The sequence below is a fragment of the Halorientalis pallida genome (assembly GCF_049605515.1).
GTDB classification, from domain to species: Archaea; Halobacteriota; Halobacteria; order Halobacteriales; family Haloarculaceae; genus Halorientalis; species Halorientalis pallida_A.
Genome location: NZ_CP187158.1, coordinates 216,687 through 230,565 on the forward strand (window position 1 = coordinate 216,687; position 13,879 = coordinate 230,565).

The window sequence follows — 13,879 nt, forward strand, 5'->3', positions numbered from 1 at the left end:
CCGGCCTACGCTCGCCGCACGACCAGCACCGACAGATCGGAGAAAGGTGTCTCGTCGGAACCGTCGCCACCGGCGTGTTCGGCCAGTTCCCCGAGCGTCGTCTCCGTGACGGACTCGGTCTCGTGAGTGAGCCGTTCACAGACCAGTGCCGGGAGCGCGTCGGCCCCGCCGGCGTCCACCAACTCGGCGGCCACGTCCCCGGGCATCAGGTCGTAGGGCCGGGGCAGGACGAGCAGGTGCCGCTCGCCCACGTCACGCCGGAGCCGTTCGAGATCGGCCGACAGGTCCCCGCTCTTGTGCAGGGTCACGAACGTCGTGTCCTCCATCGGCGTCCGGGCACGCGAAGCCGCCATCTGGAGCGCCGAGATCCCCGGGACGACTCGGACAGGCCCGGCCCCGGCTTCCTCGGCGGCACGCTCTACTTTCCCGAGGAACTGGTACCCCGAGTGGTTCGGGTCGCCCATCAGGACCGCCGTGCCGCGCTCGCCACTCGCGACGCGGTCGGCGAACCGGGCGAGGGTCTCGCCCTCGTCCCGGTAGCCACAGGTTAGCAGGGCCGCGTCGGTCAGGTCCGCGACGAACTCGACCACCGTCTCGAAGCCGACGACCACGTCGGCCTCGGCGATGGCACGCCGCCCCCGCGGCGTCAGGAACTCGGGGTTCCCCGGACCGATGCCGACGGCGTGGATCGGGTCGTCGGGATCGACCGCTTCCGGTCGGCGCGCGGCGAACGCGGCCGGGTCGGGGCCCGAATCGAGATCGTAGTCGTCGGTCATTCCGGGAGTTCCACCTCGCCGTCCCGTACGTCGCTGGCGACGTGAACGAGTTCGTTCGTGAGCCCGGCGGCGAGCCCGCTCCCGCCCCGGCGGCCGACGTTCGTGATCGCGGGCACGCCGTGTTCGGCGGCCACCTCGCGCAGGCGTTTCCGACTCTCGGCGGCCTTGACGAATCCGACCGGTGTGGCGACGACGACGGCGGGCCTCGTCCCGTCCTCGATGCAGTCGGCCAGCGCGAGCGCCGCCGTCGGGGCGTTGCCCACGACGGCAATCGCGTCGTCGTAGACGCCCTCGCGGTCGAGTTCGAGGACCGAGGCGGCGGTGCGGGTCATGCCGGTCTCGGCCGCGAGGTCCGCGCCGTTGCCGATGGCCTTCCGGACCGGGCAGTCGTGCCCGCGGCCGGTGATCCCCGATTTGACCATCGTGATGTCGGTGACGATTGGGCGTTCGCCCTCGACCGCCCGCGCGCCGGCGACGACGGGTTCGTCGTCGGTCTCGCCCGTGAACCGGACCAGGTGCTGGAACTCGGGGTCCCCGGTCGCGTGGACCGACTTCTGGCGAATCCGGTCCGCCAGCGTCTCGTCGGGCACGAGTTCGCGCACGCGGTCCATCGAGGTCTCGGCGATCTCCATGGCGTTCTCGGTGGTCGCGCCGAGGTCGGCGTACTCCTCGAAATTCGAGCCATCAGCGTCGGCGGTTGCACCGCTTCCATCTCGCGACTCCTCCGGAGTCGCGCCATCAGTCGTCATCGCTGGGCACCTCCTCGGAATCGCGACCGGCGCTGTCGGCGGCGGCGCGTTCCTCCAGATCGCCGTCGACTTCGAGGTTCAAATCGCGCAACTGATCTTCGGTGGCCTCGTCGGCGTCCCAGAGACCCCGCTCGATGGCCTCCAGCAGGGTGTCGGTGATCGAGTCGAGCGCCCAGGGATTGACCTCTTTCAGCCAGTCCTGGCGTTCCTCGTCGAAGGCGAACTTCTCGGCCACGTCGTCCCAGAGGTGATCGGAGACGACGCCGGTGGTGGCGTCCCAGCCCAGCACCACGTCGACGGTGGACGAGAGGTCGCCAGCGCCCTTGTAGCCGTGGTCCTCCATCGACTCGATCCACTCCGGATTCAGGACGCGGGCCCGCATCGCCTTCCGGACCTTCTCCTCGTTGGTGTACACGTCCACGTTGTCGGGGTCGGCCGAGTCGCCGACGTATGACGCGGGTTCCTCGCCGCTCGTCTCCGCGACGGCGGTGATGAACCCGCCGTGGAAGGCGTACCAGTCCGAGGAGTCGAACTCGTCCTGCTCGGCCGTGTCCTCGATCTTGACGGTGGCGTCGACGTTGCCGAGGCGGCGCTCGAAGGCGTCGTGGGCCTCGGAGACTTTCCCACGGGACCCCATCGCGTAGCCGCCCCACTGGACGTACACGTCGGCGAGGTCCCCGCGGTCGTCCCAGTTGCCCTCGTCGACGGCCTTGTTCGTCCCCGCGCCGTAGCCGCCCGGGCGGGTGGTGAACACGCGGTGTTTGGCCGCGTCGCGGGCCTCGCTCGCGTCGAGCCCCTCCGCTTCCAGTTCCTCGGCCTCCTGCTCGACGTGTTTCTTGACGTAGTTTCGGTCGTGGGGTTCGTCCAGATCGACCACGGCGTCGACGGCGTCGTGGATCACGCCGGCCGCCGCGGGGAAGGCGTCCCGGAACAGGCCGGAGACGCGGGTCGTCACGTCGATTCTGGGTCTGTCGAGTTCCGCCAGCGGGATCGGTTCCACGCCGTCCACGCGGCCGGCGTCGGTCCACTGTGGTTCGACGCCCATCAGCGCGAGTACCTGCGCGATGGTCTCGCCGCGCGTCCGGACCGTCGGGGTACCCCAGGCGACCACGCCGATCTCCTCGGGGTACTCGCCCTCGTCTTCCCGGTGACGCTCGGCCACGCCGTCGGCCACCTCGCGGCCCACGTCCCACGCGCTCTTGGCCGGGACCTTCCGGGGATCGAGCGTGTAGAAGTTTCGCGCAGTCGGGAGCAGATCGACGCCGCCGCGGGTTGGCGCGCCCGAACCGCCCGGCGGGACGTACTCGCCGGCCAGCGCGTCCGCGGTGCGGGGAATCTCCTCGCTCGCGCCCGCGACGCGTGGCGCGGCCTCCTCGCAGATGAAAGCCAGCGCCTCTCGCAGGTCCTCGTGTGCGCCCGACTTCACGCGGGCGTCCCCGAGCGGGTCGATGTCGACGACCAGCAGGTTCATGTTGACCTCGCTGTCGCCCCCGGCCTCACTCTCGGGCACGTCGAAGTCGTGGGCGGCCAGCGTCCCCACGAGGTCGAGACTGGTCTCGTACACTTCGTCGGCCGCCTGTGCGTAGGTCATTCCGAGGTCCTCGTCGTAAGTCCCGGGCTCGTCGAGCATCCGCTGGTAGTCGACGCCGAGCACGCCCGCGACGGCCTCGCGGAGGCTCGGTCCGCCGGGGTTGTCGAGCCGCGTGAGCGCGACCAGGTACTCCGTCAGTCGGTCGCCCTCGGGCGGCTCGCCCATCGTGTGCAGCCCGAGCCGGATCTGGGTCGTCTTCACGTCTGTCAGGTACTCGTGGATGCGCTCCACGAGTTCGTCGATGTCGAGGTCCTCGCCCGATACCTCGCCCTCTGCCAGCGTGGAGCCAGCTTCGTCTGGCCCCCTGACATCTGCCTGCTCGTCGATCTCCCCGGCGATACCCAGCTCGACGGCCAGATCGAGGTCGTCGACGGTCTCGCGGATGCGGTCGGCCAGCGCCTCACCGTCGTCCGTGCGGGCGTCCTCCATCCCGGCCTCCCGATAGCGGTCGGCCAGCTCCTCCAGGTCGGCCAGGTCGTCGTAGGTGCCGGCGTTGGACATGACGGGCGTGAGGTAGTCCACGACGGCCGCGTACGAGCGGCGCTTGGCCTGCGTGCCCTCGCCGGGGTTGTTGATGATGTACGGGTAGACGTTCGGAATCGCGTCGATCAACTGGTCGGGCGCGCTCTCGCCGTCCAGCCCGACGGTCTTGCCGGGAAGCCACTCCAGACTGCCGTGCGTGCCCAGGTGGACGACGGCGTCGGCGTCGAAGTCCCGCTTGAGCCACTCGTAGAAGGCCACGTAGTCGTGTGGCGGCTGGAGGTCCGAGTCGTGGTACACCTTCGAGGGGTCCATGCCGAACCCGCGCGGCGGCTGGACGGTGACGAGGACGTTCCCGAATTCGACGCCCGGGATGGCGAACGCCCGGTCGGGGGCCTCGCCCCACTCGTCGACGACGTTCTCGCGGAACCGCTCGTCTAACTCGGCGAACCACCCTTCGTATCGGTCGGGCGCGACCGTGTCGACGGACAACTCCCGCACGTCCTCGGGGGCGACCCAGCGGTCGTCCAGGGTCAGCTGCGCGGTGAGATCGTCGATAAGCGACTGTCCATCCGGGGGCGAGTGACCACCGAGGTCGTACTCACGAGCGCACAGTTCGTCGAGCAGATTGACGGTACTCTCCGGGCTGTCGAGGCCGAAGGCGGTGCCGATGCCGTCGTCGCTGGGCGGGTAGTTGTGGAGGACGACGGCGACCTGCTTGTCTTCGTTCGGGGTGTGGCGGAGTTCGGCCCAGTTCACCGCCAGGCGGGCGGCGTGGTCCACGCGGTCGTCGATGGGGAAGTGCTGTTTCGGGGCGCTCCCGATGTCCGCGGTGTCGTCGGTCCGCTCTTTGCCGCTGATGGGATGGGTGATCACGTTGCCGTCGAACTCGGGGAGCGCGACGGAGAGGGCCAGCTCGAACCCCATGACGCCGGTGTCGCTGGCCTCGTAGCGCGACCGCGAGCGCATCGTCGTCACGGTCTGGATCACGGGGACGCCCAACCTGTCGAGGAACACGTCCTCGGCGGAGTCGCCCTCGTCGCTGGCGCTCCGGCCGCGTTCGTCCATCGACAGCGAGAACATGAACGAGGAGAGGACGGCGTCGACGACGGGGTCGCCGCGGGCGTCCAGCAACCACTCCTCGGTGACGCGCTCGGCGTCCCACTGGCCGTCGGCGTCGGTGGCGGGTTCACAGAAGATCGGGAGCGCGTTCGCGCCCTGGGCCTCGACGGCCCGGACCTGCGCGTCGACGTAGCGCGTGTTCTCGTGTGCCCAGTGGGACTCGTAGAACCAGATCGCGACGGTCGGCGCGTCGGGGTCGAAGGTCTCGACGAGTTCGTCGTAGCTCGCCGCCGGGTGATCGGGGTGGTAGACGCCCTCGGTCGGGAGGTCCACGGGGTCGTCGTAGGCCGGGTCGGCGTCGGTCGCGTAGGTAGCCGAGAGATAGCGCAGACAGTTGGCGACGTTGGCCGTGCCGCCCCGTTCGAGATAGTCACAGACCCGCTCCCGTTCGGCGCTGGCGACCGTCGTGTCCTCGGCGGCGAAGGCGTCGCCGGTCGACTCGACGATCAGCGGGACGCCAGCCTCGGCCAGTCGGTCGCGGGCGTGGTCGTAGCCCGGCATGCTGTCCTGGCCGCCGTGCAACCAGAACACCACCGCCGTCGCGTCGGTCAATTCGTCGACGAACGCGTCCACGTCGGCCACGTCGTCGAGGTCCCCGTCCGAGCGCACGACCAGGTCGGTCTCGACCTCCGCGGCCGCGCGCTGGACCGCGCCCAGTTCGTTCTCCGTCGCAGTGTATAACCCGATCTTCGGCATAACGTTGTTAAACCTCTGTTTACTTAACGCAAGTATGGTTGATTACGGCGACGGCAAAAAAGCTTCGCAGGCCCGGGCCGAGCGCGGGACGAGCAGGCCGGCGTTCGGCGAGATCGTCGGGCAGGCGGAGTTCAAGCAGGCTTTACTCGTCGTCGCGGCGAACGACGACCTCGACGGACTCCTCGTGTCCGGTGAGAAGGGGACGGCCAAGTCGACGGCCGTCCGCGCACTGGCGGATTTACTCCCAGAGCAACGAGCGGTCGCGGATTGCCCGTACGGCTGTCCGCCCGACGACCCCGCTGGACAGTGCGCGGACTGCCGGGACCGTGACGATCCGCCGGTCGAGACGCGGTCGGTGCCGCTCGTCACGCTCCCGCTCGGTGCGACCCGGGATCGGGTCGTCGGGACGCTCTCCGTCGAAGATGCCCTCGACGGAAACAGCGAGTTCGAGCCGGGACTGCTGGCGCGGGCCAATCGCGGTATCCTCTACGTCGACGAGGTGAACCTGCTGGACGATCACCTGGTGGACGTGTTGCTGGACGCGGCGGCCAGCGGCGTCAACCGCGTCGAGCGCGACGGCGTGAGCGTCAGCCACCCCGCCGAGTTCACCCTGATCGGGACGATGAACCCCGAGGAGGGCGACCTCCGCCCCCAGCTCCGGGACCGCTTCGCCCTCCAGGCCACGGTGACGGGGTGTCGCGAGATCGACGACCGCGTGGCGATCATCCGCCGGGCGCTCGGCGAGTCTTCGGGGCCGGAGCGGGACGCGGACCCCGCCGCCCGACTCCAGCGGGCGCGTGATGCCCTCGGGGACGTGGCACTGCCCGAGGAGTTCGCGGCCGATATCGCCGAGCTGTGTCGTGACGCGGACGTCGACGGCCACCGTGGGGACATCGCCACGGCGCGGGCGGCCCGGGCGCTCGCGGCGCTCGATGGCCGCGCGAGGGTGATCGAGTCCGACGTGCGCCGGGCCGCCGAACTGGCGCTCCCGCATCGACTCCAGTCCCGACCCTTCGAGGACGCGCCCGATCCGGAGGACGTTCTCGACGATCACTTCGAGGACGGCGAGGAGGCCGACGGCGACGAGCCGGACGGGACGGACGACGACGGGAGCGAGACCGACGCGGGCGAGGAGAGTCCCGAAGACTCGAAAGACGCAGAGGGCGGCGACGACGCGTCGGAATCCGACGGAGGCGATCCAGCGGACGGCCAGAGCGGCGACCGATCCGGCAACGGCGACGACGACCGCTCCGACGGCCGAGACCACTCCGACGATGGTGGCGGCCGGAACACGCAACCCTCGCCGACCGCCGACGGTGACACGGGCGGTGACGGCGAGTCCGGTGACCACGAACACGAGTCCGGGACCGATTCGGAGGGCGAGGACGAGGACGACGCCACGCCGGCCACACCGCTGCTCCCCGGCCAGCGACGCGCGGAAGTCGGGGACGCCGCCGCGCCGGACCTGTCGGGCGCCGACTCGCTGGGTCAGGGCGAATCGGACGGCGGTGGCTCGCGCGCACGCTCGGCCCCGAGTCCCGACGCCGAGGGGGCCCGCGTGCGGACGACGCCGACCGACGGGAGCGACGGTATCGACGCAGCGGCCTCCGTGCGGGCGGCGGCCCAGAGGGGCGGTTCGTCTGTCGAGTCGCGCGACCTCCGGCAGTCGGTCCGGGCCGGCGATACCGAGGCACTGGTCCTGTTCGTCGTCGACGCGAGCGCGTCGATGCGAGGCGCGATGCGGACGGCGAAAGGGACCGTCCTGGAACTACTACAGGACGCCTACGAGGCCCGCGACGAGGTCGGGTTCGTCGCGGCGGCGGGCGACGAGGCCGAGGTGATCCTCCCGCCGACCGACAGCGTGACCCGCGCGGCCCGCCACCTCAAGGACCTCCCGACGGGCGACCGGACGCCCCTGCCCGACGGCCTCCGGTCGGCGCGGGCGGTACTGGAACGCGCCGACCCCGACGCCGCAGTCGTCGTGCTGGTCACCGACGGCCGGGCCAACGTCGCCGACGGGAGTCCGACCGCAGAGACACGCGCGGCCGCCCGCGAACTGGCCACGCTGGACCCCCAGACCGTCGTCGTGGACGCCGGGGACGGGACCCGTGCGGCGGTGACCGACCTCGTCTGTGATACGCTCGACGCCGACCGCGTACCCCTGTCGGCGCTGTCGGCCGACCGCGTGAGCGCCGCCGTCGACCGCAACTGAGGTTTGGCGCACTCGAAAGTTTTACAACCAAGGTTGCTGTTTTACAACCGTAGTTTACTATGGCGACAGCGAACACCGTTCACGGACGCATCGAATCGGCGCGGCCGGCGTTGACGACGCCACGGGTCGCGCTCGGACTCGCACTGCTCGCAATCGTCGGATTCACGCTCCTGTTCGTTCAGGAACCGCTGGTCCACGACTCGCTGCACAACGCGCGGCACGCCGCCGGAATCACCTGCCACTGATGCTCGAATCGTATCTGGTGCGCGGGCTGAAAGCTGGGCTGGTCGCCGGCGTCGCACTCGGCATCTTCGTCGCCGTCCTGGCGAACCCGATGATCGCCGCGGCGGAGGGACTGGCCGGCGATCACGGCGGCCACCACGCGGGCGAGGGCGGTCACGACCACGGCGGCCACGAGAGCGCGTCGGGCGTTCTCGGCGTCGTCTCCGCGCCCCTGATCAGCGTCGCGGGCGGCGTGTTCTGGGGCCTCCTGCTCGGCGTCGTCACGTTCGGTCTGGCCTTCTACTTCCTCGAACCGGCGATTCCGGGGTCGGGGGCCGTCGAGAGCGCCATCGCGGCGGCGGGCGGCTTCGTCACCGTCTCGGGTGCCCCCTGGCTCGTCCTGCCGCCCCAGCCACCGGGCGTCGAACAGGCACTCTCGACGGACGCGCGGCTCGGCCTCTACGCCGGGATGATGCTCGCCGGACTGACCGCCTGCCTGCTCGCTGGATACGCCTACACGCGACTCCGGGACCGCGGTCGAGGGCGCGCCCTCGCCGGCGCGGCGGTGCCGTTCTGTCTGCTGGTCGGTCTCGCGTTCGTTCTCCCCGCGAACCCGGCGACACAGTCGCTCCCGGCCGCGTTCGTCGCCGCGTTCCGCGCCCAGGTCGTCTTCGGTCAGGCGATGGTCTGGACGCTGCTGGCCGCAACACACGCCTGGCTCTCGGCCGACACCGACGAGACCACCACGGCAGGCTCCGTCGGGTCGGTCCCGTCGGACCCGCGTCCCTCGTCGGATTGAGCCGGATTCGCGCTTCGTCGCGAGAACACCCGGTTCGTGGCCTAACATGTTCGTTTCGGACGGGTGTGGCATAAATTGCCAACATTTTCCGGGGGAATCCCTACGCGATACGTTCACGTGGGTTCTGGTATGTCGTTGCAAGACATGCCAGTGGTGGAGACGGGTCGCGTGGACATGGACAGCAAGTGGTTCGAGCTGTACCAGAAGGGGATCGAACTCGGCACCTGGGACGTGTCGAAGCTCGTCGACGCCATCGGCGTCGACGAGGACATCGAGGTCTGGGGCTCGCTGGAACCCGAGGAGAAAGAGCAGTGGGCCCGGCTGATCGCGGCGTTCGTCGACCTGGAACACGCGGTCGCGGAGGACGGTCGGCGCATCATCGAGCAGATGGCCTCGCCGTACCTCGACGACTCCATCGAGAAGGAGATGTACGCGACGGTGTTCGCCATGACGGAGGCCAAACACACGCAGTTTTTCGACATGTACATCAACACCGTCATGGACGACGTGTTTCCGGAGACGCACCTGGACATCCGCCGGGGTGGCCAGCCCCTGCCCCGGACCTCGGCCTGCGGGATGTCCAAACTCGGCGAGCGACAGGGCGCACACATGGCGCTGGCGGCGAACAACGGCGATCCCGTCGAGATCGCCCGCGCCGCCACGACCTACCACATGATGGTCGAGGGCATCGCCGCCCGCGGCGGCTACTTCCTGAAGAACAACATGATGCAGGAGTCGCCGCTCCCCCTGCTGAACAAGGGCTTCCAGTTCGTCAGCACCGACGAGGGCCGCCACGTCACCCACGGACTGGAACTGCTCTCGGAACTCCTGGAGAAAGAACGGCAGGGCATCCCCGAGTACCAGGGCGTCGACGAGGCGATCTGGGAGGAGTCACTGGAGTGTCTGCCCCACGTCATCGACACCGCCTACTTCGTCTCGGCGGCGATGGACGACCCGCTGGGCGCGGACTTCGACGGGCTCATCCAGCGCGGGATGGAGCTGTGGCACGGCCAGTTCAAGGAGACGCTGGACCTCGAACACTACGCACCGAACACCTTCTCGCAGGTGGCCCAGCGAGCCGCGAACGAGGCCAACGAGACCGATTACGACGGCCGCATCGAACACCACGCCGAGACCTACGCGAAGAAACTCGACCTCGACGAGAGCAACGTCGTCACCGGAGGTGTCGCGGATGACTGACCTCACCGAGATCGGCGGTGGCGGCGAGTTCACCGCTTCCGACGAGGAGATCGAGCAGGCGCTGGAGGACGCGAGCGAGGAACTCGGCGAACCGGTCGCCGAGATCGAGAAGGAGGTCGCCTACATCCTCGACTCCGGGACCGGGAGCGCGACCAACGAGGGCGTCGCCGGGACCTCCGTCGGTGCGAACGCGACGGCCTCGTCCGACCCGCGGCTGGAGGCACTGGAAATCTACAAACTCAACGAACGGCTCTGAGGGGGCCAGACCGACTCACTCTCGTTCGTGTACGAGCGCGCGGTACGCCCCCCGCCGCTCGGTTTCGTCGTGGTACGCGACTGGTTCTTCGACGGCGACCACGATCTCGTCGTCGAGCGCCGCGGCCGTGACCACGCCGTCGGCGTCGAGGGCCGACACCGGGCCGTCGGCCGCGTCGAAAACCTGTAGCCCGTGGCACGTGGCGTCGCGGTCCCGGAAGTGCTGTGCGCTGGGCACTGCGATGCGGTCCCCCGCAGTCCCGATGCCGGTCGCGAACCCGCCGACGGGTTCGCGCCAGGCGCGCTCGCCGTCGAGCGTGACCCCGACTGCCGTGTGTTCGTCGTGGTGTCGCGCCTCTGTCTCGCGCCCGTCCTCGGGGTAGGTGTTGCCGGTCACGAACACCGCGCCCGCCGACGTGGCGTGGACGTGGTTCGGGTAGGCGTAGACCCGCTCGCCGTCGACCGTCGCGGGCGTCGCCAGCGGAACCCGCCAGCGGTGACCGCCGTCGCCGTCCAGCAGGTAGCCGCAGTAGTCGCCGTGGCTCGCGACGGCGACCCCGTCGGCGAGTAGGGACACGTCCCCGACTCGTCGGCCGCCGTCGGTCCCGGGGTCCCACGTCATGCGTTCGTCACCGGACTCCCGATCCAACACGACCAGCCCGCACTGGTGGTCTCCGGGACAGCGGTTGTAGGCAACGGCCACGCGACGGTCCCGAACGGCGAGGCTGATCGGCGAGGCGTCCGCACGGTAGCGCCACTCGACGGTTCCACCTGGATCGAACGCGTAGACGACGCTGTGGAACGTTCGGCCGTCGTCGCCGCGCTCGTACCGCCGCGCCGCGACGTAGATTCGCTCCTCGCCAGCCACCACGTCGGCGACGAACGGCAGGAGAAACCGCGTCTCATCCTGTGGGTCGCCGATATCGTCGGCCGTCTCGTAGTGCCACCGCAGGTCCCCGGTCTCCAGGTCGTGACACCGGACTATTCCCGATGGACCGCGCTCGCCGACGATGGTGGTACCTTCGAAGGTATCGAGTGAGACGAGGCTCCCGCCGTCGGTCCCGGTTCCGCCGGCGGTCCACTGCGGCGAGAGATTGCGGTCGAACGCACGCAGGTCGCCGCTGGCCGTCCCGACGAGTACGGCGTCGTCTGCGAGCGCCACGGCCGACCGCTTGCCCAGGTGGCGCGATCCGGCGGGTTCGACCTCTCCGAGCGAGACCGTTCGGCGGCCGAGGCTACTCATCGACGGGGAACGCTTCGTGGAGGTGGTGGTGGGCTTCGCCGAACCCGTCGAGGACGCTCTCGGCCTGCTGGGTCAGCCTGTGGATCGCCCGCTCGGCGTCCCGGACGGCCACGAGTCGGCCCCGCGTGTAGTCGTACTCGGGGTCGTCCGGGTCCATCCGCGCGACCTCCTCTTCGAGGTCGACGAGCGCGGCGTCGAGGTGGCGTTCGATCTCCGGTAACGTCTCCGCGTTGGCCAGGGCCTCGATGGGCCCCTCCATGCTGCCCTCCAGTTCGTTTCTCGCGTGTTCGCGCGTGCTTTCGTCGCCGATGCCGAGTGCCGTCATGACGCCCAGTCGCAGGGCTTCGAGTTCGTCACAGCTCATAGTATTCGGTGTCGATCACAGCGTCTGATCGACGAGGTCGGACACGATGCGGTCCCGGTCGAGGTGGGACGAGACGATGCGGTCGGCGTCGTCCTCGTCGGCGTCGCCGTACCAGACGCCGTCCGGATAGACGGCGACCATCGGCCCCTCGCCACAGCGGCCGAGACAGGACGAGCGGGTGACCCGAGCGTCGCACTCCTCGGAGTCCCGGACGGCCTGCCGGAGGCGTTCGAGGACGGCGGGCGCGCCGTCGGCGGCGCAGGTCTGGTTCGTACAGACCGCGACGTGTTTCTCGGGCGCGTCGTGGACGTGCGGGTCGTCGGCCACGTCCTCGCGGTCGGCGTGAGTCTCTTGATGGGTCAGCGCCCGGAGCATCGCTCGCGCGCCGCCCACGTCTTCCTCGTAGCCGTCGAGTTCGACCTTGTACTTGCAGGTGTCACAGGACATCTCCACACTCCCGCTCCGGGCCTCCTGCCAGCGGTCGCCCAGCACGTCGAGCAATCGGGAATCCGTGCCTAGCGGGTCGCCCGCCGCCGCGTCGACGTAGGGATACTCCTCGTCGAACTCGTCGGCGCGGTCACGGATGCGCTGAGTCAGCACGCCGTCGCCCAGCATGTACGGAAGCACGACCACCGCGTCGGGGCGATGCTTGGCGACGCCGTGCAGGGAGTCCTCCAGCACGGGTTCGGTAACGCCGATGAACGACGCCTCCACGCGGGAGAACTCGCGCCCTTCGTCGAGCAAGCGGGCGAGTTTGTGTACGTCGCCGTTGGCGTCGGGGTCGCTCGACCCGCGGGCACAGACGACGGCGAGTACGTCGTCCTCGGTCCGGTCGACGCCGAGTTCGGCCTCGACGGCGGCCGCGCGGTCGTCCAGCAGGTCCACGATGGCGGGGTGAATCCCGAGGTGTGCGCCGTTGTTGACGGTCAACCCGTCGTGTTCGGCCCGGGCCTGCTGGACGGCCAGCGGCACGTCGTTCTTGACGTGACTCGCCGCGAACAGCGAGAGCGGGACGACTGTGACTTCCGAGACTGCACCCGCGAGTCCGTCGATGGCCTCGGGAATCGCCGGCTCCGCGAGTTCGAGGAAGCCTGCGTCGACGGGCACGCCCAGTCGGTCTTCGAGGGCGACCGCCAGTTCCCGGACCTGCTCGTTGGACTTCTCGCGGCGGGAGCCGTGGCCCACCAGCAGGACCGCCTCGTCGTCGAAGGGCCGTCCGCCCTCCGCGCCGGTCGTGCTTCGACTCACGGGTCGACCTCCTCCGCCTGGTCGAGGCTCCGCTGGAGTTTCCGCCGCCGCGACGGCGCGAACAGCCCGGTCTCCTCGCTCCCCTCGTAGAGCCACGGACCGACGGTCGGGACGGCCGCGTCGTCGACGCCGAACCAGTAGCCGCCGGAGGAGGTCTCGGCGATTTCCTCAGTGGGTGCGTCGACGGGGAGTCCGTCGAGCAGACCCTGGATCGTCTCCAGCAGTCGCCGGTCGTCGGCGACGAAGGAGAGACCGACCGTTCCCGCGGAACTCTTGAAGCAGATGGTGCCACAGCCTTCCAGCAGGCCACGCAGGAGTTCGCGGTCGTGGTCGGCGAAGGTGTCGAACCGGTAGCCGCCGGGCTGGCCGTCCCGTGGCAGGCCGAAGGCCGCCGAGGCGCGACCGGGCAACTCGCCGAACACCTGCACCGTGAACTCCTCCTCGGTCCGGGTGATCGACGTGTCGTGGGCGTACTCCCGCTCGCGGATGCGCTTGTCGACCTGTTCGGCACCGGCGATGGCGGCGAGTCGACGGGCCGCCGTCTCGTCGCTCGTCCGAACCGTGACCGAATCCTCGCCGAGGTCGCCGTCGCCGACGACGCGACCCCAGAAGTAGGCCGTCTCCGGATGGCCGGCCAGCAGGTCCGAGGGGACGCCGGTCTCGACGCTCACGGCTCTCCCTCCCCGGTGACGCTGATCGCGTCGACCGGACAGGCCGCGGCGGCCTGCTCGGCGTCGGCGCGCCGGTCGTCGTCGAACGTGACGGTCACCGTCCCGTCGGTCGACTCGTCTCCGTCGGCAGACTCGCCCTCGATGCCAGCCAGTCCGTCCGCGCGCTCGGTGAACCGGTCGTCCCGGACGAGGCAGGCGAAGACGCCGTCGCAGGCCTCCCGGTCGAGTCTGATGGTGTACTCCGGCATGGC

At 69.8% G+C, this 13,879-nt stretch carries 13 protein-coding genes; 5 read left to right on the forward strand and 8 right to left on the reverse strand.

Translation table 11 applies throughout. The annotated features are described in order from the left end of the window. Positions 1-5: 5 nt before the first annotated feature. Genes ACOZ4N_RS02625 through cobN form a run of 3 tightly spaced genes read right to left on the reverse strand, consistent with a single transcriptional unit; the run spans position 6 to position 5,414 of the window. Positions 6-776 (reverse strand): cobalt-precorrin-7 (C(5))-methyltransferase, encoded by a 771-nt coding sequence (locus ACOZ4N_RS02625; protein ID WP_424018376.1) that lies wholly within the window; start codon positions 774-776, stop codon positions 6-8. Next, the gene (locus ACOZ4N_RS02630) at positions 773-1,525 is read right to left on the reverse strand and encodes a precorrin-8X methylmutase (protein WP_424018378.1); all 753 of its coding nucleotides are present in this window, start codon (positions 1,523-1,525) and stop codon (positions 773-775) included. Before ACOZ4N_RS02630 ends, ACOZ4N_RS02625 begins: the two co-directional genes overlap by 4 nt. Then, positions 1,515-5,414: a cobaltochelatase subunit CobN gene (gene cobN, locus ACOZ4N_RS02635; RefSeq protein ID WP_424018379.1), complete on the reverse strand. Its 3,900-nt coding sequence runs from the start codon at positions 5,412-5,414 to the stop codon at positions 1,515-1,517. The genes ACOZ4N_RS02630 and cobN overlap by 11 nt, the downstream gene beginning before the upstream one ends. Before the next feature lie 34 nt (positions 5,415-5,448). Between cobN and ACOZ4N_RS02640 the strand changes: the two genes are divergently transcribed. The 5 genes from ACOZ4N_RS02640 to ACOZ4N_RS02660 all read left to right on the forward strand — a co-directional run bounded on the left by ACOZ4N_RS02640 (position 5,449) and on the right by ACOZ4N_RS02660 (position 10,103). Next, positions 5,449-7,626, forward strand: coding sequence for a VWA domain-containing protein (locus ACOZ4N_RS02640; RefSeq protein ID WP_424018380.1), 2,178 nt, complete (start codon positions 5,449-5,451; stop codon positions 7,624-7,626). A gap of 59 nt (positions 7,627-7,685) precedes the next feature. Then, positions 7,686-7,871, forward strand: coding sequence for a CbtB domain-containing protein (locus ACOZ4N_RS02645; RefSeq protein WP_092694277.1), 186 nt, complete (start codon positions 7,686-7,688; stop codon positions 7,869-7,871). After that, a complete protein-coding gene (locus ACOZ4N_RS02650) occupies positions 7,871-8,647 on the forward strand; it encodes a CbtA family protein (RefSeq protein ID WP_424018382.1) in 777 nt (258 codons plus the stop codon). The genes ACOZ4N_RS02645 and ACOZ4N_RS02650 overlap by 1 nt, the downstream gene beginning before the upstream one ends. Positions 8,648-8,776: 129 nt before the next feature. Next, positions 8,777-9,847 (forward strand): ribonucleotide-diphosphate reductase subunit beta, encoded by a 1,071-nt coding sequence (locus tag ACOZ4N_RS02655; protein WP_424018384.1) that lies wholly within the window; start codon positions 8,777-8,779, stop codon positions 9,845-9,847. After that, the gene (locus tag ACOZ4N_RS02660) at positions 9,840-10,103 is read left to right on the forward strand and encodes a hypothetical protein (RefSeq protein WP_424018385.1); all 264 of its coding nucleotides are present in this window, start codon (positions 9,840-9,842) and stop codon (positions 10,101-10,103) included. Before ACOZ4N_RS02655 ends, ACOZ4N_RS02660 begins: the two co-directional genes overlap by 8 nt. 15 nt (positions 10,104-10,118) lie before the next feature. Here the strand turns inward: ACOZ4N_RS02660 and ACOZ4N_RS02665 are convergent, their stop codons facing one another. The 5 genes from ACOZ4N_RS02665 to ACOZ4N_RS02685 are packed head-to-tail and all read right to left on the reverse strand — an operon-like array spanning position 10,119 to position 13,876. Beyond that, positions 10,119-11,345 carry a transcriptional regulator gene (locus tag ACOZ4N_RS02665; RefSeq protein ID WP_424018386.1) on the reverse strand — a complete coding sequence of 409 codons (1,227 nt, stop codon included), beginning with the start codon at positions 11,343-11,345 and terminating at the stop codon, positions 10,119-10,121. After that, positions 11,338-11,709 carry a DUF3209 family protein gene (locus ACOZ4N_RS02670; protein ID WP_424018387.1) on the reverse strand — a complete coding sequence of 124 codons (372 nt, stop codon included), beginning with the start codon at positions 11,707-11,709 and terminating at the stop codon, positions 11,338-11,340. The genes ACOZ4N_RS02665 and ACOZ4N_RS02670 overlap by 8 nt, the downstream gene beginning before the upstream one ends. 15 nt (positions 11,710-11,724) lie before the next feature. Then, positions 11,725-12,957, reverse strand: a complete 1,233-nt coding sequence (locus tag ACOZ4N_RS02675; protein WP_424018388.1) for a CbiX/SirB N-terminal domain-containing protein — start codon at positions 12,955-12,957, stop codon at positions 11,725-11,727. Then, entirely contained in the window at positions 12,954-13,628 is a 675-nt protein-coding gene (locus ACOZ4N_RS02680) for a cobalamin biosynthesis protein (protein ID WP_424018390.1), read from the reverse strand. Before ACOZ4N_RS02680 ends, ACOZ4N_RS02675 begins: the two co-directional genes overlap by 4 nt. After that, positions 13,625-13,876, reverse strand: coding sequence for a ferredoxin (locus ACOZ4N_RS02685; protein ID WP_424018391.1), 252 nt, complete (start codon positions 13,874-13,876; stop codon positions 13,625-13,627). Before ACOZ4N_RS02685 ends, ACOZ4N_RS02680 begins: the two co-directional genes overlap by 4 nt. Positions 13,877-13,879: the final 3 nt, after the last annotated feature.

What these genes read in the sequence shown, in the direction of transcription:
- ACOZ4N_RS02625 (WP_424018376.1), bottom strand. Translation starts at nt 776, where the DNA reads ATGACCGACGACTACGATCTCGATTCGGGCCCCGACCCGGCCGCGTTC.
- ACOZ4N_RS02630 (WP_424018378.1), bottom strand. Translation starts at nt 1,525, where the DNA reads ATGACGACTGATGGCGCGACTCCGGAGGAGTCGCGAGATGGAAGCGGT.
- cobN (WP_424018379.1), bottom strand. Translation starts at nt 5,414, where the DNA reads ATGCCGAAGATCGGGTTATACACTGCGACGGAGAACGAACTGGGCGCG.
- ACOZ4N_RS02640 (WP_424018380.1), top strand. Translation starts at nt 5,449, where the DNA reads ATGGTTGATTACGGCGACGGCAAAAAAGCTTCGCAGGCCCGGGCCGAG.
- ACOZ4N_RS02645 (WP_092694277.1), top strand. Translation starts at nt 7,686, where the DNA reads ATGGCGACAGCGAACACCGTTCACGGACGCATCGAATCGGCGCGGCCG.
- ACOZ4N_RS02650 (WP_424018382.1), top strand. Translation starts at nt 7,871, where the DNA reads ATGCTCGAATCGTATCTGGTGCGCGGGCTGAAAGCTGGGCTGGTCGCC.
- ACOZ4N_RS02655 (WP_424018384.1), top strand. Translation starts at nt 8,777, where the DNA reads ATGTCGTTGCAAGACATGCCAGTGGTGGAGACGGGTCGCGTGGACATG.
- ACOZ4N_RS02660 (WP_424018385.1), top strand. Translation starts at nt 9,840, where the DNA reads ATGACTGACCTCACCGAGATCGGCGGTGGCGGCGAGTTCACCGCTTCC.
- ACOZ4N_RS02665 (WP_424018386.1), bottom strand. Translation starts at nt 11,345, where the DNA reads ATGAGTAGCCTCGGCCGCCGAACGGTCTCGCTCGGAGAGGTCGAACCC.
- ACOZ4N_RS02670 (WP_424018387.1), bottom strand. Translation starts at nt 11,709, where the DNA reads ATGAGCTGTGACGAACTCGAAGCCCTGCGACTGGGCGTCATGACGGCA.
- ACOZ4N_RS02685 (WP_424018391.1), bottom strand. Translation starts at nt 13,876, where the DNA reads ATGCCGGAGTACACCATCAGACTCGACCGGGAGGCCTGCGACGGCGTC.